The 24479-nt window shown below is 68.2% G+C and carries 22 protein-coding genes and 1 pseudogene; 16 read left to right on the top strand and 7 right to left on the bottom strand.

All coding sequences use genetic code 11. The features are described from left to right. Positions 1–14: 14 nt before the first annotated feature. From C8K36_RS14175 to C8K36_RS14150, 6 genes are all read right to left on the bottom strand, one after another. Entirely contained in the window at positions 15–890 is an 876-nt protein-coding gene (locus tag C8K36_RS14175; RefSeq protein WP_107985120.1) for an ABC transporter permease, read from the bottom strand. Continuing rightward, positions 887–1846, bottom strand: a complete 960-nt coding sequence (locus tag C8K36_RS14170; RefSeq protein ID WP_107985119.1) for an ABC transporter permease — start codon at positions 1844–1846, stop codon at positions 887–889. The genes C8K36_RS14175 and C8K36_RS14170 overlap by 4 nt, the downstream gene beginning before the upstream one ends. A gap of 6 nt (positions 1847–1852) precedes the next feature. Continuing rightward, positions 1853–3427 (bottom strand): ABC transporter substrate-binding protein, encoded by a 1575-nt coding sequence (locus tag C8K36_RS14165; RefSeq protein ID WP_107985118.1) that lies wholly within the window; start codon positions 3425–3427, stop codon positions 1853–1855. A gap of 267 nt (positions 3428–3694) precedes the next feature. Beyond that, positions 3695–6025 (bottom strand): arylsulfatase, encoded by a 2331-nt coding sequence (locus C8K36_RS14160; RefSeq protein WP_107985117.1) that lies wholly within the window; start codon positions 6023–6025, stop codon positions 3695–3697. Positions 6026–6191: 166 nt separating this feature from the next. Continuing rightward, positions 6192–7157, bottom strand: a complete 966-nt coding sequence (locus C8K36_RS14155) for a TauD/TfdA dioxygenase family protein (protein WP_107985116.1) — start codon at positions 7155–7157, stop codon at positions 6192–6194. A gap of 62 nt (positions 7158–7219) precedes the next feature. Beyond that, positions 7220–8026, bottom strand: a complete 807-nt coding sequence (locus C8K36_RS14150; RefSeq protein ID WP_107985115.1) for a TauD/TfdA dioxygenase family protein — start codon at positions 8024–8026, stop codon at positions 7220–7222. A 193-nt stretch (positions 8027–8219) separates the two neighbouring features. On the opposite strand from C8K36_RS14150, the gene C8K36_RS14145 reads away from it, so the two are divergent. From C8K36_RS14145 to aroQ, 11 genes and pseudogenes are all read left to right on the top strand, one after another. Next, the gene (locus C8K36_RS14145) at positions 8220–8885 is read left to right on the top strand and encodes a TetR/AcrR family transcriptional regulator (RefSeq protein WP_107985114.1); all 666 of its coding nucleotides are present in this window, start codon (positions 8220–8222) and stop codon (positions 8883–8885) included. A gap of 45 nt (positions 8886–8930) precedes the next feature. Next, entirely contained in the window at positions 8931–10352 is a 1422-nt protein-coding gene (locus C8K36_RS14140; protein WP_107985113.1) for a replication-associated recombination protein A, read from the top strand. Positions 10353–10385: 33 nt separating this feature from the next. Beyond that, positions 10386–10532, top strand: a complete 147-nt coding sequence (locus C8K36_RS24825) for a hypothetical protein (RefSeq protein ID WP_181319544.1) — start codon at positions 10386–10388, stop codon at positions 10530–10532. A 110-nt stretch (positions 10533–10642) separates the two neighbouring features. Beyond that, complete coding sequence (alaS, locus tag C8K36_RS14135; RefSeq protein ID WP_107985112.1) at positions 10643–13315, top strand: alanine--tRNA ligase; 2673 nt, start codon at positions 10643–10645, stop codon at positions 13313–13315. 2 nt (positions 13316–13317) lie between these two features. Then, complete coding sequence (ruvX, locus tag C8K36_RS14130; protein WP_107985111.1) at positions 13318–13902, top strand: Holliday junction resolvase RuvX; 585 nt, start codon at positions 13318–13320, stop codon at positions 13900–13902. Beyond that, entirely contained in the window at positions 13899–15317 is a 1419-nt protein-coding gene (mltG, locus tag C8K36_RS14125) for an endolytic transglycosylase MltG (RefSeq protein WP_107985110.1), read from the top strand. The genes ruvX and mltG overlap by 4 nt, the downstream gene beginning before the upstream one ends. Then, a complete protein-coding gene (locus C8K36_RS14120; protein ID WP_107985109.1) occupies positions 15314–16156 on the top strand; it encodes a shikimate dehydrogenase in 843 nt (280 codons plus the stop codon). The genes mltG and C8K36_RS14120 overlap by 4 nt, the downstream gene beginning before the upstream one ends. A gap of 139 nt (positions 16157–16295) precedes the next feature. After that, positions 16296–17483, top strand: a complete 1188-nt coding sequence (aroC, locus tag C8K36_RS14115; protein WP_107985210.1) for a chorismate synthase — start codon at positions 16296–16298, stop codon at positions 17481–17483. Positions 17484–17487: 4 nt separating this feature from the next. Further along, positions 17488–17985: pseudogene (locus C8K36_RS14110) on the top strand (shikimate kinase); the annotation flags it as partial. Between the two features lie 163 nt (positions 17986–18148). Continuing rightward, the gene (aroB, locus tag C8K36_RS14105; RefSeq protein ID WP_107985107.1) at positions 18149–19258 is read left to right on the top strand and encodes a 3-dehydroquinate synthase; all 1110 of its coding nucleotides are present in this window, start codon (positions 18149–18151) and stop codon (positions 19256–19258) included. Continuing rightward, positions 19255–19683, top strand: coding sequence for a type II 3-dehydroquinate dehydratase (aroQ, locus tag C8K36_RS14100; RefSeq protein WP_107985106.1), 429 nt, complete (start codon positions 19255–19257; stop codon positions 19681–19683). Before aroB ends, aroQ begins: the two co-directional genes overlap by 4 nt. A gap of 89 nt (positions 19684–19772) precedes the next feature. Here aroQ and C8K36_RS14095 read toward each other — a convergent pair whose 3' ends face one another. Then, positions 19773–20390, bottom strand: coding sequence for a B-4DMT family transporter (locus C8K36_RS14095; RefSeq protein ID WP_107985105.1), 618 nt, complete (start codon positions 20388–20390; stop codon positions 19773–19775). A gap of 102 nt (positions 20391–20492) precedes the next feature. Here C8K36_RS14095 and C8K36_RS14090 point away from each other — a divergent pair, with 102 nt between their 5' ends. The 5 genes from C8K36_RS14090 (at position 20493) to C8K36_RS14070 (ending at position 24455) form a co-directional block, all read left to right on the top strand. After that, entirely contained in the window at positions 20493–21611 is a 1119-nt protein-coding gene (locus C8K36_RS14090) for a M24 family metallopeptidase (protein WP_107985104.1), read from the top strand. A gap of 16 nt (positions 21612–21627) precedes the next feature. Further along, positions 21628–22191 (top strand): elongation factor P, encoded by a 564-nt coding sequence (gene efp, locus C8K36_RS14085; protein WP_107985103.1) that lies wholly within the window; start codon positions 21628–21630, stop codon positions 22189–22191. Further along, positions 22192–22713, top strand: a complete 522-nt coding sequence (gene nusB, locus C8K36_RS14080; protein WP_107985102.1) for a transcription antitermination factor NusB — start codon at positions 22192–22194, stop codon at positions 22711–22713. Between the two features lie 195 nt (positions 22714–22908). After that, on the top strand, positions 22909–23517 hold the full coding sequence (gene pyrR, locus C8K36_RS14075) for a bifunctional pyr operon transcriptional regulator/uracil phosphoribosyltransferase PyrR (protein WP_107985101.1): 609 nt from the start codon (positions 22909–22911) through the stop codon (positions 23515–23517). Then, positions 23514–24455 carry an aspartate carbamoyltransferase catalytic subunit gene (locus C8K36_RS14070; RefSeq protein WP_107985100.1) on the top strand — a complete coding sequence of 314 codons (942 nt, stop codon included), beginning with the start codon at positions 23514–23516 and terminating at the stop codon, positions 24453–24455. Before pyrR ends, C8K36_RS14070 begins: the two co-directional genes overlap by 4 nt. The last annotated feature ends 24 nt before the right edge of the window (positions 24456–24479 follow it).

The raw sequence follows: 24479 nt of genomic DNA, 5'->3' as shown, positions 1-24479 counted from the left end.
CTTGGAGTGGTGGGTCACCGCAGCCGTGACCGGGCGGCGAGAGCTTGCGAGATCAGGAGCAGGCCGAGCACGAGGACGACGACGACGACAAGAGGGCCGACGACGAAGAACGGCGAGTGATAGGCGTTCTGCGTGCCCTCCTTGATGAGGGAGCCGAGCGACGGGGTGGGTGGGACGATTCCGAGGCCGAGGAAGCTCATGGCTCCCTCGATGAACACCCCCACAGACATCGCCAGCGCGAGTTGCACGGTCAGCGGTTCGAGGCAGTTCGGCAGGACGTGTCGGCGCAGGATCCACCCCTCGTCGGCGCCGAGCGTCCGCGCGGCCTCGACGAAGGGCGCCTGCCGCACCGTGAGCACCGAGGTTCGGGTCAGTCGACCGAACACCGGGATCTCGGCGAGCACGATCACCGTCGCGATCGTCCAGACACCTGGTCCGATGACCATCGTGAGCGCGATGGCGAGGACGATGGTCGGGAAGGCGAGGATCAGGTCGAAAGCGCGTTGGAGAGCGTGGTCGATGCGGCCGTGCCGCGTGGCCGCGAGACCGAGCAGCGAGCCGATCACCGCGCCGGCCGGCACCGCCAGAAAGATCACGAGCAGGTCGATCCGGATGCCGTGGAGGGTCCGGGACAGGATGTCGCGTCCGACGGAGTCGGTGCCGAGCAGGTGCTGACCGCTCGGCCCTTGCAGCGCCGCCCCGGCGGTCTGCTCGTCCGGTGCAAACGGCGCGAGCCAGGGCGCCGCGAGGCCGGCGAGCACGACGATGACCACCAGGATGAGCCCGGCCAGCCCCCGACCGCTGCGCAGCGCGGCCCAGCGATCGAGTCGATCGGCCCCGGTGGTGGTCGCCGCCTCGTCCTCGGGTGCGGTGTCGAAAACGGTGCTCATGCCTGACCTCCCAGCCTGATTCGCGGATCGAGCCACGCGTTGACGAGGTCGGTGACCAATTGGATGGCAACGAACAGTGCGATGGAGAAGAGCAGCATCACCTGCACGACGGGATAGTCTCGGCTCGAGATCGCCCGCTCGATCAGGTGTCCCAGCCCCGGCCAGGCGAAGATCGCCTCCACCAGAACGGTTCCGCCGAGTAGGTGGCCGACCTGGATCCCCAACACCGTGAGCGTCGAGGGCAACGCGTTGGGCAGGACCTGCGTCAGCACGATGCGACGGCGTGAGATCCCCAGGGCCTGAGCTGTCGTGACGTACGGTTCCGCGAGTTGGCTGCGCAGCGACTCGGTGAGGAACCGGGTCAGCGCAGCGGCGATCGGCAGCGCCAGACAGACGGCGGGAAGGATCAGGTACTGCACGGAGATTCCGGGATCATCGAGGAAACCCTTCCTCGGAACGCCTCCCGCGGGCAGCACCGCCCACACCACACCGAACAGCACCACCAGGATCGCGCCGGTGACGAAGTTCGGGATTGCCACCGCGATCGTGCCGAACGTCGTCACGATGCTGTCGAGCCAGCGCCGGTCGATGATCACCGAGGCCGTGCTCAGCGTGAACGAGATGACAACGGCGATCAACAGTGCCGCCACCGCGAGAACCAGGGTGTTACCGAGTGCGTCGAGCAGTAGGGAACCGATGTCGCCGCCGAGGGTCAGCGAATGTCCGAGATCGAACGAGGCGACACCGCCGAGCCATGAGAAGTACTGGCCAACTTGTGACCCGGTCAGACCGAGCTCGTCACGGATCGACTCGAGTGCCTCAGGGGAGGAGTCCGGGCCCGCAAGGATCTGGGCCGGGTCGCCGGGCACCAGCCGCAGCAGGGTGAAGATCACCACCGAGCCGACAGCGAGCACGATCAGGGCGGAGGGGATCCGACGGAGGCTGTAGCGCAGCATCGTTCGTCACCCAGCCAGGTAGGCGTTGCTCAGGTCGAGCTCGCCCTTCTTGGTCCAGCCCACGCCGTGGACGTCGGCGGAAGTGGCCAGCTCGTTCTCATGGTTGAACAGGCCGATCACGAAGGCGTTGTCGAGCAGCTCGGCGTTCAGCGCCCGGTACGCGTCCTCGGCGTCGGTACTGCTCGGATCGGTGATCCCCCAGACCTTTTCGACAGCGGCCTTGTATTCAGCGTTGGAAAAGTTCGACGCGTTCTTGTTCGCGTTGTACACGTAGGCGCTGGTGGGCAGGGTTGCCGGTGTGTACTGCGCGAAAGTGTGCTCGGTGATCCACAGGCCGCCGTAGGTGCCCCCGATCAGGTTCTTGAGGGTGGTGGCCTGGTCCTGAGGCTGGAGTGTGGTCTCGATCCCGACCGCGGCGAGGTCGGCCTGGAGGATCTGTGCGACTGCCTCGGATTCGGTGGATCCCGCCGTGTATGCGACGGGGATGACCGGCACGCTGCCGACCTCGGCGACCAGTGCCTCGGCCTTCTCGGCGTCGTGGTCGTACGTGCCGTTCAGATCCGCGTCGAATGCGGGGGAGTACTCCGGCCAGGGCAGGCTGGCGACGCTCCCGTGCCCCTGGTAGACATCGGCGACGATCCGATCTCGGTCCACCGCGTGGGCGATCGCCTGGCGAAGCCGGACGTCGCTGAGCCCCGGCGCCTGCACGTTGGCGCCGATGTACGCGGTGCGTTGCACGCCGGTTTGGTCGACCACCTGGAAACCGGGATTGCTGCCCAGTTCGTCGGCGTCGCGGGGCGCAATGTTGAGCAGTAGGTCGAGTTGGCCGGACCGCAGCTGCGAGACCCGCGTCTGGGCGTCGGGGACGATGACGTATTCCACCCCGTCGAGGTGCGGCGCCCCGCCCCAGTACTGCTTGTCGGCGTCGAACGTGATCGACGCTCCCGGCTTCCAGGAGACGAACCGGAACGCACCGGTCCCGTTGTAGCCCTTGCCGGTGTCGAGATCGGGCAGGGTGTCCTGGTCGATGATCGGCATGACGTCGAGCAGGTCGAAGAAGTTTCCGGCGGGTCTGGCGAGCGTGAGCGTGATCGCGTGCGGGTCGCTGGTGTCGAAGTCGGCGACCAGTGCGGCTGTGCGGGCGAGCTGCCCGGATCGGGCGGGATCGGCGTACGTCCGGATGCTGGACTCGACATCCGCAGAAGTGAGCGGCTTGCCGTTGTGGAAGGTCACGTCGTCACGCAGTGCCAGGTGCACCGACAGCTTGTCGTCGGAGACTTTCCAGGACGTCGCCAGTTTCGGCTGCGGGTCGAGGCTGTCGGCGGGGTAACGGATCAGGGTGTCGTAGACCAGACCGGTGATGGCGGCCTGCGCGGGGGCGCCCGAGTACAGCGACGCGGGGGTCAGATCACCACCGTCGCCGATCCGAAGGACGCCGCCCTCCGTGACCTCGGTTCGGGTGTCGGCGCCGGCCTGGTCGACCGCGGAGTTGCACCCCGCGACGCCGAGGACACCGACGACGGACAGGGCGAGAGCTCCCAACAGGGAGCGGCGCCGGGGGAGGACAGGGCGGCTGAACACAGGAGGTCCTTTCGGGGACGTGTGGAGGGGGCGAACTCGTTGGGGCGGAGGAGATTCAGGCGGTGAAGCCGGCGAAGAGCGCCGGGCGCCGACGTTCGCGCCGAGCGTGGTGACGGTGATGCCGCCGGCCGAACCGACGTCGGCTGTCAGTGGGCCGGGGCCGGAGAAGGTATGAGGACCAAAGTAATTGGAGGGAATCAGATTGCCGAGGTATCTGATCCCCGTGCGTCGAATCCTTTACAAGACCGCCGCTGGATGGGGTGGCGGTCAGTGCGTGACGAGCTCCGCCTCGAGCCGCTGAGCGTTGGTGGGCCAGCTGGTTGCGGCATCGGTTTCGACGGTGACCTCGCCGACCCGACCGGTGTACCGGTACTCGCCGGCGCGGGCGTAGTCGGAGGTGACCGGCGTGCCGGGGTTCGCGCCCACCGTCAGCCGACCGGAACCGAACAGAGCCGTGCGTTCGACGCGACCCTCCCCGACGATCCGACCGTCGATGAGGACCTGACCGGTCCCGCCCCGACCTATGCCTCCGCCGTCATAGTTGAACAGGTACTCGAGCAGGTGTTCGCCGGCCGTCAGTGGCTCGGTGGCGCGTACATGCGTGGTGACCAGCCCGCACAGGTTGTGGGCGAACGACACCACCCCTTCTCGGACGTAGAAGGAGAGCCCGTTGAAGGAGTTGCCCAAGCTCACCAGGACGCCGTCGGACCCCTCACTGTCGGCCACTACGGGCACGCTCAGCCGAAACGATGTGTTCGACGTGCTGGGGAACGCCGCGGTCGGTAGCCGACGCGTGCCGGCCGGCACGGTGACCCGCCCGCCCAGGTCGGGGATGCGGCGCCCGGCGACAGCCGCGTCCATGCGTTCGATGCCTCGATCATCGAGCGGCAGCACCTGGTGCAACCGTGCCTGCTCCAGGAACAGCTCCTGCAGCGCGGCCAGCCGTTCCGGGTGCTCGGAGGCCAGGTCGGTGGCTTGGGAGAAGTCACGGGTGGTGTCGTACAGCTCCCACGTGTCCTGGTCGAACGGGATGGGCTCGGTCCGCGACAGGTCCCATGGTGAACGGTGCTTGGTGACCGCGGTCCAGCCTTCGTGGAAGATCCCGCGGTTGCCGAAGATCTCGAAGTACTGGGTGAGGTGCCGGTCGGGCGCGGCGCCGTCGCGGAGCGCGTAGAGCATCGAGGTGCCCTCGATGGGGCGCTGGCTGATCCCGTCGACCTGGTCGGGATGCGGGATTCCGGCGGCCTCCAAGATGGTCGGTGCCACGTCGATGACATGGTGCCACTGCGTGCGGACGCCGCCGCCTTCAGAGATCTCCTTCGGCCAGTGCACGACGAGCCCGTTGCGGGTTCCCCCGAAGTGGGACGCGACCTGCTTGGTCCACTGGAACGGGGTGTCCATGGCCAGGGCCCAGCTGACCGGGTAGTTCACATAGCTGGTCGGCCCCCCGATCTCGTCGAGGCGGCCACGAATTTCGGCGGCGGTCTCAGGCAGTCCGTTGTAGGTCCGCGACTCGTTGAACGTACCCGTCAGGCGCCCCTCGCAGGAGGCACCGTTGTCGCCCAGGATGTAGAAGACCATCGTGTTCTCGAGCTCTCCGCTGGCACGGAGATACTCGACCAGTCGACCGACCTGCTCATCGGTGTGCTCGGCGAAGGACGCGTACATCTCCATGAGCCGCTCTGCCACGACGCGCCCGTCGTCGTCGAGCTCATCCCAATGTGGAGCACCGTCGGGCCAGGGCGACAGGAGCGTGTCGGGCGGGACGACGCCCAGCTCCTTCTGCCGCTCGAGAGTCTGCTCGCGTTGCTCGTCCCAGCCGTGGTTGAACTTTCCGCGGTACCGGTCCCGCCATGAGTCGGGAACCTGGAAGGGGGAGTGGGTGGCACCGAAGGGCAGGTAGGCGAACCAGGGGCGCTCCTTGTCGACGTCGCGCACCGATCGGATCCAGTCCCTGGTCTTGTCGACCAGGTCCTCGGAGAGGTGGTAACCCTGCTCCGGCGTCGACGGCGGCTCCACTTGCGCGGTGCCGGAGTACAGGTTCGGGTGGAACTGATCGTCAGCCCCGCCGATGATCCCGTAGAAGGTGTCGAAGCCCTCCTGGGTCGGCCAGTGCGTGAACGGGCCGACTGGCGTGATCTCGTCCTGCGGGATCTGGTGCCACTTGCCGAATACACCGGTCGCGTAGCCGTTCTCCCGCAAGGTCCGTGCCAGCGGCGCGGCGTCCAGGGGGCGGATGCCCGTGTAGCCCGGGGCGCTGGAGGAGAAATCGGTGACGACCCCCATTCCCACGCTGTGGTGATTGCGCCCGGTGAGCAGCGCCGCCCGTGTCGGCGAGCAGATCGCCGTGGTGTGGAAGCGGTTGAACCTCAGCCCGTCGGCCGCCAGCTGCTCGGCGACCGGCATCGAGCACGGCCCACCGAAGGCCGACGAGGCACCGAAGCCCATGTCGTCGAGCAGAATCACCAGTGCGTTGGGTGCACCCTCGGGGGCGGTCACCCTCGGAGGTCCGGGGAGGGGCTCCTGCTGATGGCGGACGTCGTGCGCGGGCTCGACCGCGTCCTGGGTCAGGTGGATGGGTAGCTGAGTGCGATCCATCGGGGCTCTCCTCTGTTCTGTACGGACTGGCCCGACGGAGCGACTCGAACCGAATACTGTGTCCTGCTCCTGCTCCTGCTCCTGCGCCCGCTCGTCGCGCAATTCTCCTCCGTCGCGATGGCGCCCAAGGCGACTTCCGCTCGCTGACGTCTGCGGCGTGGGCGAATCAGGCGGTGAAGCCGGGGAAACGGTCGGAGGTGTCGACGACCGAGAAGTGCGAGGCATCGCCGGAGAGGATGCGGCTGGCATCGCCGTCGACCGAGACCGGGACGTCGCCGGCCAGCGTCACTCGGTGGACGCTGCGCTTGTGCGAGCCGAAGTCCGCGATGCCGTAGTGCTGGGTCGCGCGGTTGTCCCAGATCGCCAGGTCGCCCGGCGTCCAGGCCCAGCGGAGGGTGTTCTCGAGCCGGACGACCCGGTCCTGGAGGAGCTGGAACAACGCGGCCGACTCCGACGTCTTCAGACCGACGAAGTTCTTGACGAAATGACCGAGCAGCAGCGACCTCTCGCCGGTTTCGGGGTGGACGCGGACCACGGGGTGCTCGATCTCGAACTTCAGGCGGGTGAAGCTGTGCATCGTGTTCTCGGTGGTGACCGCGATGCCCTTGCGATCGGCGTGCACGCCCGCGTAGTCGTATTCGTTGCTGTGGACGGCCCACAGGTTGTCCACGAGCGCCCGGAGCGGGACGGGTAGCTGCGCGTAAGCGGCGGTGGTCGACGCCCACGTGGTGGCGCCGCCGTAGGGCGGGATGTCCACCGCGCGCAGGATCGAGGCCTTCGGGATCCGGTCGATGAAGCTGACGTCGGTGTGCCAGCTGTTCGCAGCACCTTCGATGACCAGCGTCCGGTTGTCCTCGGACGTCAGCGTCGGGTGGGTGGTCGTCTGCGAGCCGAGCGTGCCCGCGAACTGGTACTGGATGTCGTCCGTGACGTGGTGCTGGCCGCGGAAGACGACCACCTTGTTGGCGGCCAGCGCGTAGCGGATCGCGTAGGCGGTCTCGGCGGCGATGTCGCCGGACACATGGACGCCCTCGATCAGGGCGCCGATGTGCTCTCCCAGCTTGGTGACGGTGATGCCGCCGGCGGCGTAGATGTCGGACGCGGTGGTGGGGCGAGTCTCGAGGGTGGTCACGATTCCTCCTTGAGGGAACGGGGTTTCGGAATGGGTGGTGTGGTGCGCTGCCGGGCAGCAGATCAGCGGGCCGGGACGGGCGCCTCGGGAGCGACCTCGATGCGGTGGATCCGACGCGGTTGATCGCCGTAGTCGTAGATGGCGTTGTGTTGGACGAAGTGGTTGTCCCAGATCGCGATGTCGCCGACAGCCCAGCGGCGGCGGACGGTGAACTCGGGTCGGATCGAGACGGATTTCAGTAGCCCGAGGAGCGCGCGGCTCTCGTCGTCGGTGACGTCGTTGATCGCGGACGTGAACAGATCGTTGACGAACAGTGCTTCGCGCCCGGTGTCCGGATGTCGGATCACCAGCGGGTGAACGGCCTCCGGGACGTTGGGCAGCGGCGCGATCCGATGCGTGGCCGTCAGTCCGTACAGCGCTTCGCGGATCGGCGGAGACAACGCGTCGAGCGCCGCGTACTGGTTGGACCACAGCGTGTCGCCGCCGACGGCGGGCAGTACCTGCATGTGCAGCACGCTGAAGCGCGTCGGCTCCGGCCTCCACGCCACGTCGCAGTGCCAGCGATTGGCCTGGTAGGCGCTGCCGTTGTCGGTGCTGATGACGCTGATCTCGCGGTAGCCCTCGTCGCCGAGGTGGGCCAGGTGCTCGTGCGGGTAGACGATCTCGCCGAACTTCCGCGCGAACGCCAGATGGGTGGCGGGGTCGACACCTTGCGCGGGGAAGAACAGAACCCCGTGGCGGTGCAGCGCGTCCCGGACGGCGTGGAGATCCGCGTCGGACAGGTTGGCTACGTCGAGGCCGCGGATCTCGGCGCCTATCGCTCCGGCGAGCGGAACGACGGTCACGATGGGGTGTGCGAGTGTCGTCATCGATCGTCCTCGAATTCGGCTGGGGGACTGGGACGACAGTCAAAGTAATGGGAGGCTATTAATTTCCGGAATGGATGCACTCCCCGTGCGCTCAGGGGTTTACAGATCGGCGATCGCACGATAAACGCGCGCAATGCCGGAAAGGCGTCGGGGCGCGCCGAGTCGAGATCCGGCTCGATTAGGGTGGGCAGCCATGACCGCCCGACGTGGCCACTACAGCGCCGGCCAGGAGACGCGGGTCCTCCTGGTCGAGACGGCCGAGCGACTGTTTGCCCGGCGCGGCTACGGGGCAGTCACCCTGGCTGAGATCCGCAGTGCCGCAGGGCAACACAACTCGTCGGTGATCACCTACTACTTCGGTTCGAAGGAGAAGTTGCTCGAAGCAGTTCTCGAGCATCGATTGCCCGTGATCAACGCGGAGCGGGAGGCGATGATCCGTGAACGGAGCACGCGTCACGGTCGGTTGGGTGTCCGAGACGCGCTGTGGTGCCTCGTGCAGCCGCTCGCCGACAGTCTTCGCGAAGGAAACCACTACGTCGGTCTCGTCGACCGGTTGCTGGACACCGAAGTCCTCGGCAGCGTATTCGGTGCGGCAGATCCGGTTGTGACCGCCAGCGGCATCGCCGTCGACCGGGCGTTACGCGACGCCCTCGCCGATGCCCTCGTCGATCTTCCGAAAGATGCACGGCGGCAACGGATCATGATGGTCTACGAGAGCGCGCTGCGGACGCTGGCCCGCTACGGTCGGTCGAGTGCGTCTCCCGATGAAGGCGAGTTGTCGGCATGCATCGACGCCTGGGAGGGATTGTTGCGTGCACCGACCTCCGACGAGACGCATCGTGCGCGGGGTCACTCCTGAGTGTGGCCTGGTCGGCGCGTCGGTGCCGGCTAGTAGCGTCGGGGCGTGACTGATTTCTTCGGCGACACGGACCCGGCCGATGCTTCGGCGGGCCTGTTCGAGGCACCCTCGGCCGACTCCGCGGCCGAACCCGAGGTCGAGCCGCTCACGTCGGCTCCTCGGCAGGTGTCCCGTCCACATCCCGGTGCTCCGCTGGCCGTGCGGATGCGTCCCACCGATCTGTCCGAGGTCGTCGGGCAGCAGCACCTTCTCGGTGCCGGCACCCCGTTGCGCCGGCTGGTCGAGGGATCGGGGGCGTCGTCCGTCATGCTCTACGGCCCGCCCGGTACCGGCAAGACCACGCTGGCCTCGCTGATCTCCGGCGCGACCGGACGCAAGTTCGAGGCGCTGTCAGCCCTGTCCGCGGGCGTCAAGGAGGTGCGGGGTGTCATCGAACTGGCTCGCCGCAGGCTGCTCCAGGGCGAGCAGACGGTGCTGTTCATCGACGAGGTCCATCGCTTCTCCAAGACACAGCAGGACGCGCTGCTGGCCGCGGTCGAGAACCGGATTGTCCTGCTGGTGGCTGCCACCACGGAGAACCCGTCGTTCTCGGTCGTCTCTCCGCTGCTGTCACGCTCCCTGGTGCTGCAACTGCAGTCCCTCACCTCCGACGACATCCGCGTGGTCATCGAGCGGGCCCGCGCCGACGAGCGGGGCCTCGGCGGTTCCGTCGAGATCGCCGACGACGCGCTCGAACACCTGGTCCGTCTCGCCGCCGGTGACGCTCGCCGCGCGCTCACCGCGCTCGAGGCCGCGGCCGGCGCCGCGCTCGACAGGACCGACGAGCGGCCGGCCGTGCTCGACCTCGAGACCGTCGAATCGAGCGTCGACAAGGCGGCCGTCCGCTACGACCGGGACGGCGACCAGCACTACGACGTCATCAGCGCGTTCATCAAGTCCATTCGTGGCTCCGACGTCGACGCCGCGTTGCACTACCTCGCCCGGATGATCACCGCGGGAGAGGATCCGCGCTTCATCGCCCGCCGACTCGTCGTGCACGCCAGCGAGGACATCGGGATGGCCGACCCGACGGCGTTGCAGACCGCGACCGCCGCCGCGCAGGCCGTGCAGCTCATCGGCATGCCGGAGGCTCGGCTCGCGTTGGCGCAGGCCACGATCCACCTGGCGACCGCGCCCAAGTCCGGGGCCGTCATTGCCGCGCTCGGGGCGGCGATGGCCGACGTCTCGGCCGGAAAGTCCGGGCTGGTGCCCCCGCACCTGCGGGACGGCCATTACGCCGGGGCCGCGGGGCTCGGCAACGCGGTGGGTTACCGATACCCCCACGACCATCCGGACGGTGTCCTCCCGCAGCAGTACCCGCCGGACGAACTCGTCGGCGTCGACTACTACGAACCGACCGGGCACGGCGTGGAGCGCGAGATCGCCTCCCGTGTCGGAAAGTTGCGGAGGATCGTGCGAGGGCGCTGAGTCGTCGCGAGATCCGCGTCACAATCCGGCTATGTGCTGCAGCGCCACCGCGAGCTTCGTGGGGGCGGGGGTGGTCACCGCCGCTTCGCCGCGTTTCGCAGCCTCGTCGTCGTCGGCCACTTCGTCGAGGACCGGCGCCGTCGTGACCGTCTGCCCGAGCCCGCCACGTCCGCCGAATAAATGGCGAGCGCCGGGGCGTTAAGCTTGCGAATGGCTGATTCGCATTTCGGTGGCGATGTCGGCGGCTGGACACTGTTTCATCAGACGGACATAAGTTAGGACGAACCCCGGTGCAGACCCACGAGATCCGTAGGCGCTTCCTCGACCATTTCGTCAAGGCGGGCCACACCGAGGTGCCCAGCGCCTCGCTGATCTTCGACGATCCGAACCTGCTGTTCGTCAACGCGGGCATGGTCCAGTTCAAGCCGTTCTTCCTCGGCCAGCAGACCCCGCCGTACTCCACCGCGACCAGCGTCCAGAAGTGCGTGCGCACCGGTGACATCGAGAACGTCGGCGTCACCACCCGTCACAACACGTTCTTCCAGATGGCCGGCAACTTCAGCTTCGGCGACTACTTCAAGCGCGGCGCGATCAAGCACGCGTGGGCGCTGCTCACCGACAGCGTCGAGGACGGCGGCTACGGCTTCGACCCCGAGCGACTGTGGGTCACCGTCTACCTGGACGACGACGAGGCCCGCGACATCTGGAAGGAAGAGGCCGGCATCCCGGACGAGCGCATCCAGCGCCGCGGTATGGCCGACAACTACTGGTCGATGGGTGTCCCCGGCCCGTGCGGCCCGTGCTCGGAGATCTACTACGACCGCGGCCCCGAGTACGGCGCCCCGGGCGGCCCCGAGGCCGACGAGGACCGCTACCTCGAGATCTGGAACCTCGTGTTCATGCAGAACGAGCGCGGCGAGGGCTCCGGCAAGGACAGCTTCGAGATCCTCGGCCCGCTGCCGAAGCAGAACATCGACACCGGCATGGGCGTCGAACGCGTCGCGTTCCTGCTGCAGGGCGTCGACAACGTGTACGAGACGGACCTCGTGCGCCCCGTCATCTCCAAGGCCGAGGAACTCAGCGGCCGCGCGTACGGCAAGAACAACGAGGACGACGTCCGCCTCCGCGTGATCGCCGACCATGCCCGCACCGCCGCGATGCTCATCGCCGACGGCGTCAACCCGGGCAACGACGGCCGCGGCTATGTGCTGCGTCGCCTGCTGCGCCGCATCGTGCGCTCGGCGAAGCTGCTGGGAGCCGACAAGCCGTCGATGGGCGCGTTCATGGCCGTGGTGCGCGACACGATGGCACCGTCCTACCCGGTCCTCGAGACCGACTTCGAGCGCATCTCGAACGTCGCCGTCGGCGAGGAGACAGCGTTCCTGCGCACCCTCGACTCCGGCTCGAAGCGCTTCGAGATCGCGGCGGACGAGGTGAAGTCCACGGGCAAGAAGGTCATCGGCGGCAGCGAGGCATTCGCCCTGCACGACACCTACGGCTTCCCGATCGACCTGACTCTGGAGATGGCGGCCGAGGCCGGCCTGAGCGTCGACGAGAACGGCTTCCGTTCGCTCATGGCCGAGCAGCGCAAGCGTGCCAAGGAGGACGCGCAGGCGCGCAAGCACGCGCACGCCGACCTCACCGTCTACAAGGACCTGGTCGACCGCGGACCCACCGAGTTCACCGGCTTCAACGAACTGGTGTCCGAGGCGCACGTGCTCGCGCTCATCTCGAACGGTGTCCGGGTGCCCACCGCGACCGCGGGCCAGGACGTCGAGGTCATCCTGGACCGCAGCCCGCTGTACGCGGAGGCGGGCGGCCAGATCGCCGACATCGGCACGATCACCGCGGCCGGTCTGCGCGTGCAGGTCAACGACGTGCAGAAGATCGCCAAGAAGGTCTGGGTCCACAAGGTCACCGTCAAGGAAGGCCAGATCACCGAGGGCGATGTCGTTCTCGCGCAGGTCGACGCCGAATGGCGCAAGGGTGCGACGCAGGGCCACTCCGGCACCCACATGGTGCATGCGGCGCTGCGACAGGTGCTGGGCCCCAACGCCGTTCAGGCAGGTTCGCTCAACAAGCCGGGCTACCTGCGCTTCGACTTCAACTGGCAGGGCCAGCTGTCGGAGTCGCAGAAGCAGGAAATCGAGGTCGTCTCCAACGAGGCCGTCGCCGCCAACCACGCGGTGAACACCTTCGTCACCGATCTGGACAAGGCCAAGCAGATGGGTGCGATGGCGCTCTTCGGCGAGAACTACGGCGACGAGGTGCGAGTCGTCGAGATCGGCGGACCGTTCTCGATGGAACTGTGCGGCGGTACGCACGTGCAGACGTCGGCGCAGATCGGCCCCGTCACGCTGCTCGGCGAGTCCTCGGTGGGCTCCGGCATACGCCGCGTCGAGGCGTTCGTGGGTCTCGACTCCTATCGCTACCTGGCGAAGGAGCGCGCGCTGCTCGCCGGGGTCGCGTCGTCGCTCAAGGTGCCGTCGGACGAGGTCCCGGCCCGTATCGAGGCGCTCGTCGAACGCCTCAAGGTCGCCGAGAAGGAACTCGAGGCCACCAAGGCTGCAGCCGTGCTCGCGTCGGCGGGCACGTTCGTCGACAAGGCCCACCGCTTCGGTGAGGTGCTGCTCGTCGCCGAGCGGGCACCCGACGGTGTCGCCGGCAACGACCTGCGCAGCCTCGTGACCGACATCCGTGGCCGCTTCGGCACGCAGCCCGCTGTCGTGGTGCTGCTCGGTGACGCCGACGGCAAGGTGCCGTTCGTGGTGGCCGCGACCAAGGCGGCGCAGGACCTCGGGATCAAGGCCGGTGAGCTGGTATCGAGCTTCGGCCCGCAGATCGGCGGACGCGGTGGCGGCAAGGCCGACATGGCGCAGGGCTCCGGCTCCGACGTCTCCGGCATCCCCGCGGCGCTCGAGGGTGTCCGGGGCCGGGTCGCCGACCTGGCAGGAAACTCCTAGCGGTGGCCCCGGCCTCGTCGGGTCCCGACAGTACTGCCCAGTCGGGTCCCGACAGTTCTGCCCGGTCGGGTCCCGATCGCCCCGGGGTCGACGATCCCGGGCGCGGACGCCGGATCGGCGTCGACGTCGGCAGTGTGCGGATCGGGGTCGCCTCGTGCGACCCGGACTGCATTCTCGCGACGCCGGTGGAGACTGTTCCGCGGTCCAAGGAGAAGGGGCCCGACGCGCCGGACATCCGGCGGATTGTCGCGCTTGTCGAGGAGTACGAGGCCGTCGAGGTTATCGTCGGGCTGCCGCAGACGCTGCGCGGTGAGCGAGGGAAGGCCGCGGATCTGGCATCCGCATTCGCTCGGCGATTACAGCGCGGGATCGAGCCGATCCCGGTGCGAATGGCCGATGAGCGTTTGACGACGGTCACCGCGTCGCGGGCACTGCGGGAGAGCGGTGTCCGAGCCAAGGGACAGCGGCCGATGATCGATCAGGCCGCAGCGGTGGCGATCTTGCAGGGATGGTTGGACGAGCGGAGTAGCGCGGTGAACGTGTCGGATGCGGACGGTGGCGATCGACCCACGGGAGACGCCCTGTGAACGATCATCGGCCACCGTCGGGTCGTCCCGAATACGAGTCGACCCCCGGCTATGCGGGTGATCACGACGGCAACTACCGGTACGCGTCCGGCAACGACCACGGACCCGCGTTCGAGCCCGAGTACGGGCAGCCGCACGACCAGGGCTACGGCTACGAGCCGGAGTACGACCGATACGAGTACGACGACGACCGCCGCCGAGCGCTGCCGACCGCCGTCGGCACACATCCCATCAGCCGCGGCGAGGCTCGTCGGTTGCAGGCGGCCGCACGGCGCAAGCGCCGGGGCCGGGTGATCGGAGTCCTGGCCGGAGCGGTTCTGCTCGGAGGGCTGGGCGCTGCCGCGGTCGCGGTGTACGGCCAGATCACCGGCGGCGACGTGGCCGACTACGCGGGACCGGGTGGTCCCGAAGTGGTCGTGCAGGTCCATCCCGGCGACACTGCGGATCAGATCGCCGACGAGATGGCGACCAAGGACGTCGTCAAGAGCGGGGCCGCGTTCTATCGCGCCGCGCTCCGCAACGATGCGATGAGTTCGGTGCAGCCCGGCTTCTACTCGGTCGCCACCCAGATCTCGGGAACGGACGCGGTCGCGGCCCTCGTGTCGCCGACCGCGCGCGTCGGGGCGATGGTGATCTCGGAAGGCCGTCAGCTCCACGACACCCGTGATGTCCAGACGGGGGCGGTGAAGAAGGGCATCTACACGCTCATCTCCGAAGCCAGCTGTGTCGGCCCGGCCGATACGAAGAAGTGCATCAGCTACGACCAGCTCAACCAGGCGGGCGCGGGCGCGGACCTCGCGGCGCTCGGCGTCCCGGACTGGGCGCGCACGCCGGTCGCCAACGTCCCGGACCGGGATCGTCAGCTCGAGGGTCTGATCGCGGCCGGCAGCTGGGATTTCGATCCGACCCAGGGGCCCGTCGAGATCCTGCACCACCTGGTCGGGTCGAGTGCCGAGAGCTACGAGGCGACGGGTCTCGAGACTGCGGGCGGCAGCGTGGGCCTGGCCCCGTACCAGATGCTCATCGTCGCGTCGCTCGTCGAACGCGAGGCATTGCCCGCCGACTTCGACAAGGTCGCGCGCGTGGTCGTGAATCGTCTCGCGGTGAACCAGCCGCTGCAGTTCGACTCGACGGTCAACTACTCCCTCGACGAGACCGAGGTCGCCACCACCGACGCCGACCGTGCCCGGGTCACCCCGTGGAACACGTACGCCATGCCGGGCCTGCCGGCGACGCCCATCGCGTCGCCGAGTATCAATGCGCTTCGCGCGGTGGAGAATCCGGCGCCGGGTGATTTCCTGTACTTCGTGACGATCGACAAGAAGGGCACCACGCTCTTCACCCGCAGCTACGACGAGCACCTCGCGAACATCGAGTTGGCTCGCACGAGCGGCATCCTCGACAGCGGAAGGTGAACGACGTGTCTGCCCGTGACGCCAGGAAGGCCCGGAAGGCTGGGGTACTCGGGAGCCCGATCTCACACTCGAAGTCCCCGAACCTTCACCTCGCGGCCTATCGCGCGCTCGGGCTGGTCGACTGGACGTACGAGCGGATCGAGTGCACCGGCGAGCAGCTACCGGAGCTGGTGTCGGGCCTCGGGCCCGAATGGGTGGGCCTGTCGGTGACGATGCCCGGCAAGGTCGCGGCCCTCGAGTTCGCGACCGAGCGCACCGACCGCGCCGTCACGATCGGCTCGGCCAACACGCTCGTCCGCGTCGACGGCGGATGGCGCGCCGACTGCACCGACGTCGACGGTGTCCGCGGCGCGCTCGTCGAAGGCGGAATCGGTGACCTCACCGGCGCGTCGGCGGTCGTCGTCGGAGCGGGCGGAACGGCGCGGCCCGCGCTCGTCGCGCTCGCGGACCTCGGGGTGGGCTCGGTGACCGTCGTCGCACGCGATGCCGGCCGGGCACGGGACACCCTCGACTGCGCGGAGGCCGTGGGCCTCGACGTGCGCCACCTGCCGTTCGACGACTCCCGACTCGGCGACGTCTGCGCGGCGTCCGCGGTGCTCGTGAGCACCGTCCCGTCGGCGGGGGCAACCCCCTTCGCCGACGCGATCGGCCGGGCGCCGTTCGTGCTCGACGCGATCTACGATCCGTGGCCGACGCCGCTGGCGGAGGCCGTCTCGCGGGCGGGCGGCACCGTCGTCGGGGGACTCGCGATGCTCCTGAACCAGGCGTACGGCCAGGTGGAGCAGTTCACCGGAATGCCCGCGCCCCGCGAGGCGATGGCCGCCGCACTCGATTCCTAGTTCTGCCGGTGCCGTCGTGCGGTGCACCTGCCTGTGGCGGGTGTGACGAAAGCGGCCGACGGCCCACCGACGGCCCACCGACGGCCCACCGACGGCCCACTGTCGTACCTGGTCCCTTCCTCGTGGAAAGATGCTGGATGTGTTGCGCTGGATAACTGCTGGAGAATCCCATGGTCCCGCCCTCGTCGCGATGCTCGAGGGGATGGTCGCCGGTGTCGAGGTGACGTCCGACGACATCTCGACGCAGCTGGCGCGCCGTCGTCTCGGCTACGGCCGCGGTGCCCGCATGAAGTTCGAGGCCGACAAGGTCTCGATCATCGGCGGCGTGCGGCACGGTCGCACGCTCGGCGGCCCGATCGCCGTCGAGGTGGGCAACACCGAGTGGCCCAAGTGGGAGACCATCATGTCTCCCGACCCGGTGGACGAGGCAGAACTCGCCGGTCAGGCGCGTAACGCGCCGCTGACGCGTCCGCGCCCCGGTCACGCCGATTACTCGGGCATGCTCAAGTACGGCTTCGACGACGCCCGTCCGGTGCTCGAGCGCGCGAGCGCCCGCGAGACCGCGGCTCGCGTCGCGGCCGGCACCGTCGCCCGCCAGTTCCTCCGTCAATTGTTCGGCGTCGAGGTGGTGTCCCACGTGATCTCGATCGGCGCTTCCGATCCGTATGTCGGCGCAGGCCCGCAGGCCGGCGACCTCGACGCGATCGATGCCAGCCCGGTGCGGGCGTTCGATGAAGCAGCGGAGATCTCCATGATCGCCGAGATCGAGGCCGCCAAGAAGGACGGCGACACGCTCGGCGGCGTCGTCGAGGTCATCGTGCACGGACTGCCGGTCGGTCTGGGCTCGTTCGTCAGTGGTGCCGACCGTCTCGACTCCAAGCTCGCCGCCGCACTCATGGGCATCCAGGCGATCAAGGGCGTCGAGGTGGGTGACGGCTTCGAGACGGCGCGTCGCCGCGGCAGCGCGGCACATGACGAGATCCGACCCGGGCCGGACGGCATCCTGCGCTCCACCAACCGCGCAGGCGGGCTCGAGGGCGGCATGACCAACGGTGAGGCGCTGCGCGTACGCGCCGCGATGAAGCCGATCTCCACGGTGCCGAGGGCCCTGTCGACCATCGACATGGCTACCGGCGAGGAGGCTGTCGCCATCCATCAGCGCTCCGACGTGTGTGCGGTCCCGGCCGCGGGTGTCGTCGCGGAGGCGATGGTGGCTCTCGTGGTTGCCCAGGCCGCGCTCGACAAGTTCGGCGGCGACTCGATCGCCGAGACCCGCTCGAACTTTCAGCGATACGTCGACGGCATCGCGGCTCGTCCGCCGCGGTGATCCGATGACACCGCGCGCTGTGCTCGTGGGGCCGCCGGGCGCGGGGAAGTCGACGATCGGCCGGCGGCTCGCGCAGGCACTCGATGTCGAGTTGCTCGATACCGACGCGGAGATCGAGCGGCGGACCGGCCGCACCATCCCGGAGATCTTCGAGACGGACGGGGAACCGTTCTTCCGGGAGATCGAGGAGCAGGTGATCGGGGAGGCACTCGCGTCCCACGACGGGATCCTGTCCCTGGGCGGTGGTGCGATCCTGTCCGAACGCACACGGTCCCGGCTGGTGGGGCATACCGTGGTGTACCTGGAGATCAGCGTCGCGGAGGGCCTCAAACGGACGGGCACGAGTTCGGGTAGACCACTGCTGGCCGGTGCCGACCCGAAGGCGAAGTACCACGCACTGATGCGTCGTCGTCGGCCGCTGTATCGACAGGTGGCGACGATCCGGGTACGAACCGACAGTCGCAGTCCCAGCCGCGTGGTCCAGCAGGTGGTGACGAAGCTGACCGGCGGATCTGCACCGGACGAACTCGCAGACGACCTGGCGAGAGACGATCTGGCGAGAGACGACTTGGCCAGGGACGACATTGCACGAGACGGCATTGCACGAGACGGCATTGCACGAGACGGCATTGCACGAGACGACACAGAAGCGGAGCAGTAGAGAAGTGACGGAACCGGTACGCGTCGAGGTGGCAACGGCCGATCCCTACCCGGTGATCATCGGGCGGGGTCTGCTCGGTGAGCTCGTCGATGAGCTCGCGGGCACCCGCACGGTGGCGATCTTCCACCAGCCGCCGCTCGCGGAGACTGCGGAAGCGGTGCGGGCGGCTCTGGCAGAGAAGGGGATCGATGCGCATCGCATCGAGATCCCGGACGCAGAGGAAGGTAAGGACCTCGCGGTCGCGGGCTTCTGCTGGGAGGTCCTGGGTCGTATCGGCCTGACTCGCAGCGACGCGATCGTGAGCCTCGGTGGCGGAGCCGCCACCGACCTCGCCGGCTTCGTGGCCGCGACGTGGATGCGCGGTGTGCGCATCGTGCACGTGCCCACGACGCTGCTCGCGATGGTCGATGCGGCGGTCGGCGGCAAGACCGGCATCAACACGGAGGCCGGCAAGAATCTCGTCGGCTCGTTCCACGAGCCGTCGGCGGTGCTGATCGATCTGGCGACACTCGAGACGGTGCCGCGCAACGAGATCGTTGCGGGCATGGCCGAGGTCATCAAGACCGGCTTCATCGCCGACCCGGTCATCCTGGACCTCATCGAGGCCGATCCCGCGGCTGCGCTGGATCCGGCCGGGACGGTCCTGCCCGAGTTGATCCGTCGCTCGGTCGAGGTCAAGGCCAAGGTCGTGGCTGCCGACCTGCGCGAGTCCAATCTGCGCGAGATTCTCAACTACGGACACACACTCGGTCACGCGATCGAGCGGCGCGAGCGCTACCGCTGGCGTCACGGCGCCGCCGTGGCGGTCGGCCTGGTGTACGCGGCCGAACTGGGTCGACTCGCGGGCCGCCTCGACGATGCCACTGCCGACCGGCACCGGTCGATCCTCGAGCTCGTCGGTCTGCCCACCAGTTACGACGGCGACGCGTTCTCGCAGTTGCTCGAGGGTATGCAGACCGACAAGAAGAACCGCGCCGGGCTGCTGCGCTTCGTCGTGCTCGACGGCCTCGCCAAGCCGGGTCGTCTCGAGGGACCGGATCCGTCGCTGCTCGTCGCCGCGTACGGGGCGATCGCGCGGGACGCGAGCCCCAGTGGCGGGTCGGTGCTGCTGTGAGGGTTCAGGTCGTCAACGGCCCCAACCTGGGTCGCCTCGGCAAGCGCCAGCCCGAGGTCTACGGCTCCACCACGCACGACGACCTCGTCGCACTGTGCGAGCGAACCGCGAAGGAACTCGGGATCGAGGTCGTCGTCCGGCAGAGCGACAGCGAAGGTGAGTTGCTGGGCTGGATCCACGACGCCGCCGACGCGGGCGAACCGGTGATCCTCAACGCCGGGGGATTGACGCATACGTCCGTCGTCCTGCGGGATGCGTGCGCAGAGTTGACCGCCGGACTGGTGGAACTGCACATCTCCAACGTCCATGCGCGCGAAGAGTTCCGGCATCACTCATACCTGGGCGCCGTCGCGACCGGGTCGATCGTCGGCCTGGGAGTCGCCGGCTACGCGCTGGCGCTGAGATTCCTCGCCGAGCGAGGCTGACGATCGTTCACTGATCGACGTCCGACGAGAGCGGGCCGGGGTGGTATCACCACCCCGGCCCGCTCTCGTCCGTATGTGGACTGTCTCCGCTACTTGTCCGCGCGATGTGCCCCGCCGTGCTGCCCGTCCGGATCGACCGGCGAGAAGACCTCGGTGGCGGAGTCGTCGGCCGGAACCTGACCGTGCTCGGACGACCACTCGCTACCGGCGTAGTTCTCGGCCGCATTCTCTTCGACCTCGAGATCCGCGTCGTGCTCGTACGCCACCGCGTCGCGTGAGTTATTCGACTCGCGTCCGACCAGGAAGCGACCCAGTGCGACGGCGATCGTCGCCGGGACGAAGATCAGCAGGATGGTGAATGCCGCCCCCGAGGTGACCTCGAAGAACAACGAACCGTTGGCGACCGCGATGTCGAAGATCATGCCGACCAGCCATGAGAGGGCTCCGGCGAGCACACCCGCGACGGCGGCGGCCGCGAGCCACCGCATCGTCAGGTCGGCCGAGTCGTCGGGATCCGGATTCGCACGACGGTCGCGAATGCCGTCGAGCGCGCCCCACAGGAACGCGGCGAGGATCACGACGATCAACGAGAACCACCGCAGGATGCTGCCCTGCTGGGGCCACTCCGTCACCGCGGCGCCGAGGAACGTGCGCACCACGACGTATACCAATGCCAGACCGAGACCACGTACGACCCACCCATTCATGTGACACAGCGTAACCAGCAGGATTCCGGGCGTGTGTCGTAACCCACACAAACGGGCCGAAGAGGTGTCGGACACGGCTGCCCCGAGGGGTAGTTTCGGTGCATGTCGATCCATGAGGCGCCCACGTCGACCGCCGCACGTCGGGCACGGCTCCGCGAGATCCTGCGCGAACGTGAACTCGATGTGCTGCTCGTCACCGATCTGCTCAACATCCGGTACCTCACGGGGTTCACGGGATCGAATGCCGCGCTGATCGTTTCGGCTGCCGACGACACCGGAGCCGAGGACCGGACGGTCATCGCCACCGACGGCCGATACCTCGTGCAGGTGGGGGAGCAGGTCCCCGATCTGCGCGCCGAGATCGCCAGGGCGTGCGCGCCGGGTCTGCTGGAACTCGTGACGGCGTGGGGCGTCGGCCGGGTCGGGTTCGAGAGCCACGTCGTCACGTTCGACCAGCACGCGGCGTGGGAGGAGGTCGCGCCGCGGATCGAGCTGCTGCGGGCGCCCGGGATCGTCGAGCGGTTGCGCGAGGTCAAGGACGAGGGCGAGGTGGACCTGCTGCGTCGTGCCTGCACGGCCGCCGACGAGGCGCTCGCCGCTCTGGTCGAGCGAGGCGGACTACGCCCCGGTCGCACGGAGCGCGAGGTGGCCCGCGAACTGGAGTGGCTGATGTTCGAGCGGGGTGCGGACGGCATCTCGTTCGAGACCATCGTTGCGGCCGGGCCCAATTCCGCGGTTCCGCATCACCGCCCCACCGAGGCGGTCCTCGGGTCGGGCGACTTCGTGAAGCTGGACTTCGGCGCCCAGATCGGCGGCTACCACTCCGACATGACGCGCACGTACGTCCTGGAGACGGCGGACGACTGGCAACGCGACCTCTACGACCTGGTCGCGCGGGCGCAGGCTGCCGGTCGCGCGGCGCTGGTCCCGGGTGTACCGGTCGGTTCGGTCGATGCGTCGGCGCGGTCGGTGATCGAGTCCGCAGGATACGGCGACCTGTTCCTGCACGGACTCGGCCACGGCGTCGGCCTCGAGATCCACGAAGCGCCCGGGATCGGCAAGCTCGGCACCGGTACACTGCTTTGCGGTGCGGTGGTGACCGTCGAGCCGGGTGTGTACTTCTCCGGGCGCGGTGGCGTCAGGATCGAGGACACGCTCGTCGTTCGCGAGCAGGGGCCGGAACTCCTCACTCTCACCAGCAAGGATTTCGCAATCGTCTGAAGGAGACGCGAACTAAGTGGCAGACACCAGTGATTTCAAGAACGGGCTCGTGCTGAAGATCGAGGGCCAGCTCTGGCAGATCATCGAGTTCCAGCACGTCAAGCCGGGTAAGGGCCCCGCTTTCGTGCGCACCAAGATGAAGAACGTCCTGTCCGGCAAGACCGTCGACAAGACCTTCAACGCTGGTGTCAAGGTCGAGACCGCGACGGTCGATCGTCGCGACATGACCTACCTGTACCACGACGGTAGCGACTACATCTTCATGGATGGCGACACCTACGACCAGATTCCGGTCAACGAGACCACCGTCGGTGACGGTGCGCGCTTCCTGCTCGAGAACATGCGGGTCCAGGTCGCGACGCACGAGGACGCGCCGCTGTTCGTCGAGCTCCCGGTCACGGTCGAGCTCGAGGTCAAGCACACCGATCCGGGTCTGCAGGGCGACCGCTCGACGGGTGGCACCAAGCCGGCCACGCTCGAGACCGGTGCCGAGATCCAGGTTCCGCTGTTCATCAATACGGGTGACAAGCTCAAGGTCGACTCGCGTGACGGCAACTACCTCGGGCGCGTGAATTCCTGAGTGTCGGGCACGCATAAGAAACTCGGAGCACGTCACAAGGCCCGCAAGCGGGCCGTCGATTTCCTGTTCGAGGCCGAAGCACGCGACGTCGATCCGGTCCGCCTCGCGGACGACCGGTCGGATCTCGCGGGCCGCGACGATTCGGTGGCGCCCGTCGCCCCGTACACGGTGACGGTCGTTCAGGGTGTCGCGGAGAACCTGGACCGGCTGGACCAGGTGATCGAGTCCCACCTGCAGGACTGGACGCTCGATCGTCTGCCTGCGGTGGACCGTGCGATCCTCCGGATTGCCGTGTGGGAGCTGTTCCATGCCACCGACGTTCCTCCGGTGGTGGCTGTCGACGAGGCCGTCGAACTTGCCAAGGAACTGTCCACCGATGATTCGCCGGGCTTCGTGAACGGTGTGCTGGGCCAGGTCGTGCTGGTGGCGCCCCAGGTTCGCGCCGCTGCCGCTGCGACCTCGCAGCGCCCGAGCATCGAGAACATCGACAACACCGAGAACACCGAAGACACCGAGTCCTGACGTGACGACGCTGCCGCCCATTCCCGCCCCGGGGTGGGCGGCAGTGTCGTCCCTGTGGCCGTGGACACAGCGTCGTCCGAACGGCCCTGGACCCGGACTACCCGGAATCTGACGCGGCTGCCGCCGCTGATAGGCTGAGCCGCGTCAGACATCCTTTAACGATCCGTCCAGAGAGGCGGAGAAGGAGGTCGCTGTATGCGTACGCCCGAAGGGCCCTCATCCGGCTCGCCCGCGAACGCTCGCGAACTGTTGTCCCCGGCCGATGTCGGTAGGACCGTCGCCCGCATCGCGCACCAGATCATCGAGAAGACCGCGCTCGACGCCACCGATGGTTCTGCACCTCGCGTCGTCCTGATCGGAATCCCCACCCGCGGCACGACGCTCGCCGCTCGGCTCGCCGACAAGATCGAGGAGTTCGCGGGTGTCAGGCCGCCCGTCGGCTCCCTCGACATCACGCTCTACCGCGACGATCTGCGCACCAAGCCGCACCGGCCGCTCGAGCGCACGTCCGTCCCCGAGGGTGGCGTCGACAACGCGCTCGTCGTCCTCGTCGACGACGTCCTCTTCTCCGGCCGCACGGTCCGCTCCGCGCTCGACGCGCTGCGCGACCTCGGCCGACCGCGCGCCGTCCAGCTGGCGGTGCTCGTCGACCGAGGCCACCGCGAGCTGCCGCTCCGCGCGGACTACGTAGGCAAGAACGTGCCCACCGCACGCACCGAAGACGTCGCCGTGCTCTTCGCCGAGCACGACGGCAAGGACGGCGTCGTGCTGTCGAGCGGGCACGCAGAGGAGATCGAGAAGTGAAGCACCTGCTCTCCATCGCGGACCTGAACCGGGACTCCGCGACCGAGCTACTCGACGAGGCCGAGCGCTTCGAGCAGGCCCTGCTCGGACGCGAGGTCAAGAAGCTGCCGACGCTGCGCGGGCGGACCGTGATGACGGTCTTCTTCGAGAACTCCACCCGCACGCGCGTGTCGTTCGAGGTGGCCGGCAAGTGGATGAGCGCCGACGTGATCAACGTCAGCGCCTCCAGTTCGTCGGTGTCGAAAGGCGAGTCCCTGCGCGACACGGCGATGACGTTGCGTGCGGCCGGTGCCGACGCCCTGATCGTCCGGCATCCGGCTTCCGGTGCGGCGCACCAGATCGCAGCATGGACCGGTGCCGCGGAGGACGGCGGCCCGGCCGTCATCAACGCCGGCGACGGCACCCACGAGCATCCGACGCAGGCCCTGCTCGATGCGCTGACGCTGCGCCAGCGACTGGGCGGCATCGAGGGTCGCCGCATCGCGATCGTCGGCGACATCCTGCACAGCCGCGTGGCGCGTTCGAATGCGCTGCTGCTCTCGATGCTCGGTGCCGAGGTCGTCCTGGTGGCGCCGCGCACGCTGCTGCCGGCAGGGGTCGAGACGTGGCCGGTCCGGGTGTCGCACTCGATCGACGCCGAACTCCCCGGGCTGGACGCGGTGCTGATGCTGCGGGTGCAGGCCGAGCGAATGAACGGCGGGTTCTTCCCGTCGCCGCGCGAGTACTCGATCACGTACGGGCTCAACGAGAAGCGGCTGGGCCTGCTGGCCGATCACGCCGTGGTGCTGCACCCCGGTCCGATGCTGCGCGGCATGGAGATCGCGTCGTCGGTCGCCGACTCGCCGAAAACGGCTGTGCTGCAGCAGGTGACCAACGGCGTCCACGTCCGAATGGCAGTGCTGTTCCGGCTGTTGGTGGGAACGGAAGAGGTCGCGTGAGCGGACCGAACACAAATAGCGAAA

Source organism: Rhodococcus sp. OK519 (genome assembly GCF_003051005.1).
Classification (GTDB): domain Bacteria; phylum Actinomycetota; class Actinomycetes; order Mycobacteriales; family Mycobacteriaceae; genus Prescottella.
Note: the sequence above shows the minus strand (reverse complement) of the source record. Positions and strands in the feature narration are given on the sequence as shown.

Bases quoted from the DNA above. Each gene is read 5' to 3' on its own strand.
- C8K36_RS14095 (WP_107985105.1), bottom strand. From the start codon at position 20,390: ATGAATGGGTGGGTCGTACGTGGTCTCGGTCTGGCATTGGTATACGTC.
- C8K36_RS14090 (WP_107985104.1), top strand. From the start codon at position 20,493: ATGTCGATCCATGAGGCGCCCACGTCGACCGCCGCACGTCGGGCACGG.
- C8K36_RS14175 (WP_107985120.1), bottom strand. From the start codon at position 890: ATGAGCACCGTTTTCGACACCGCACCCGAGGACGAGGCGGCGACCACC.
- C8K36_RS14170 (WP_107985119.1), bottom strand. From the start codon at position 1,846: ATGCTGCGCTACAGCCTCCGTCGGATCCCCTCCGCCCTGATCGTGCTC.
- C8K36_RS14150 (WP_107985115.1), bottom strand. From the start codon at position 8,026: ATGACGACACTCGCACACCCCATCGTGACCGTCGTTCCGCTCGCCGGA.
- C8K36_RS14145 (WP_107985114.1), top strand. From the start codon at position 8,220: ATGACCGCCCGACGTGGCCACTACAGCGCCGGCCAGGAGACGCGGGTC.
- C8K36_RS14160 (WP_107985117.1), bottom strand. From the start codon at position 6,025: ATGGATCGCACTCAGCTACCCATCCACCTGACCCAGGACGCGGTCGAG.
- pyrR (WP_107985101.1), top strand. From the start codon at position 22,909: ATGCGTACGCCCGAAGGGCCCTCATCCGGCTCGCCCGCGAACGCTCGC.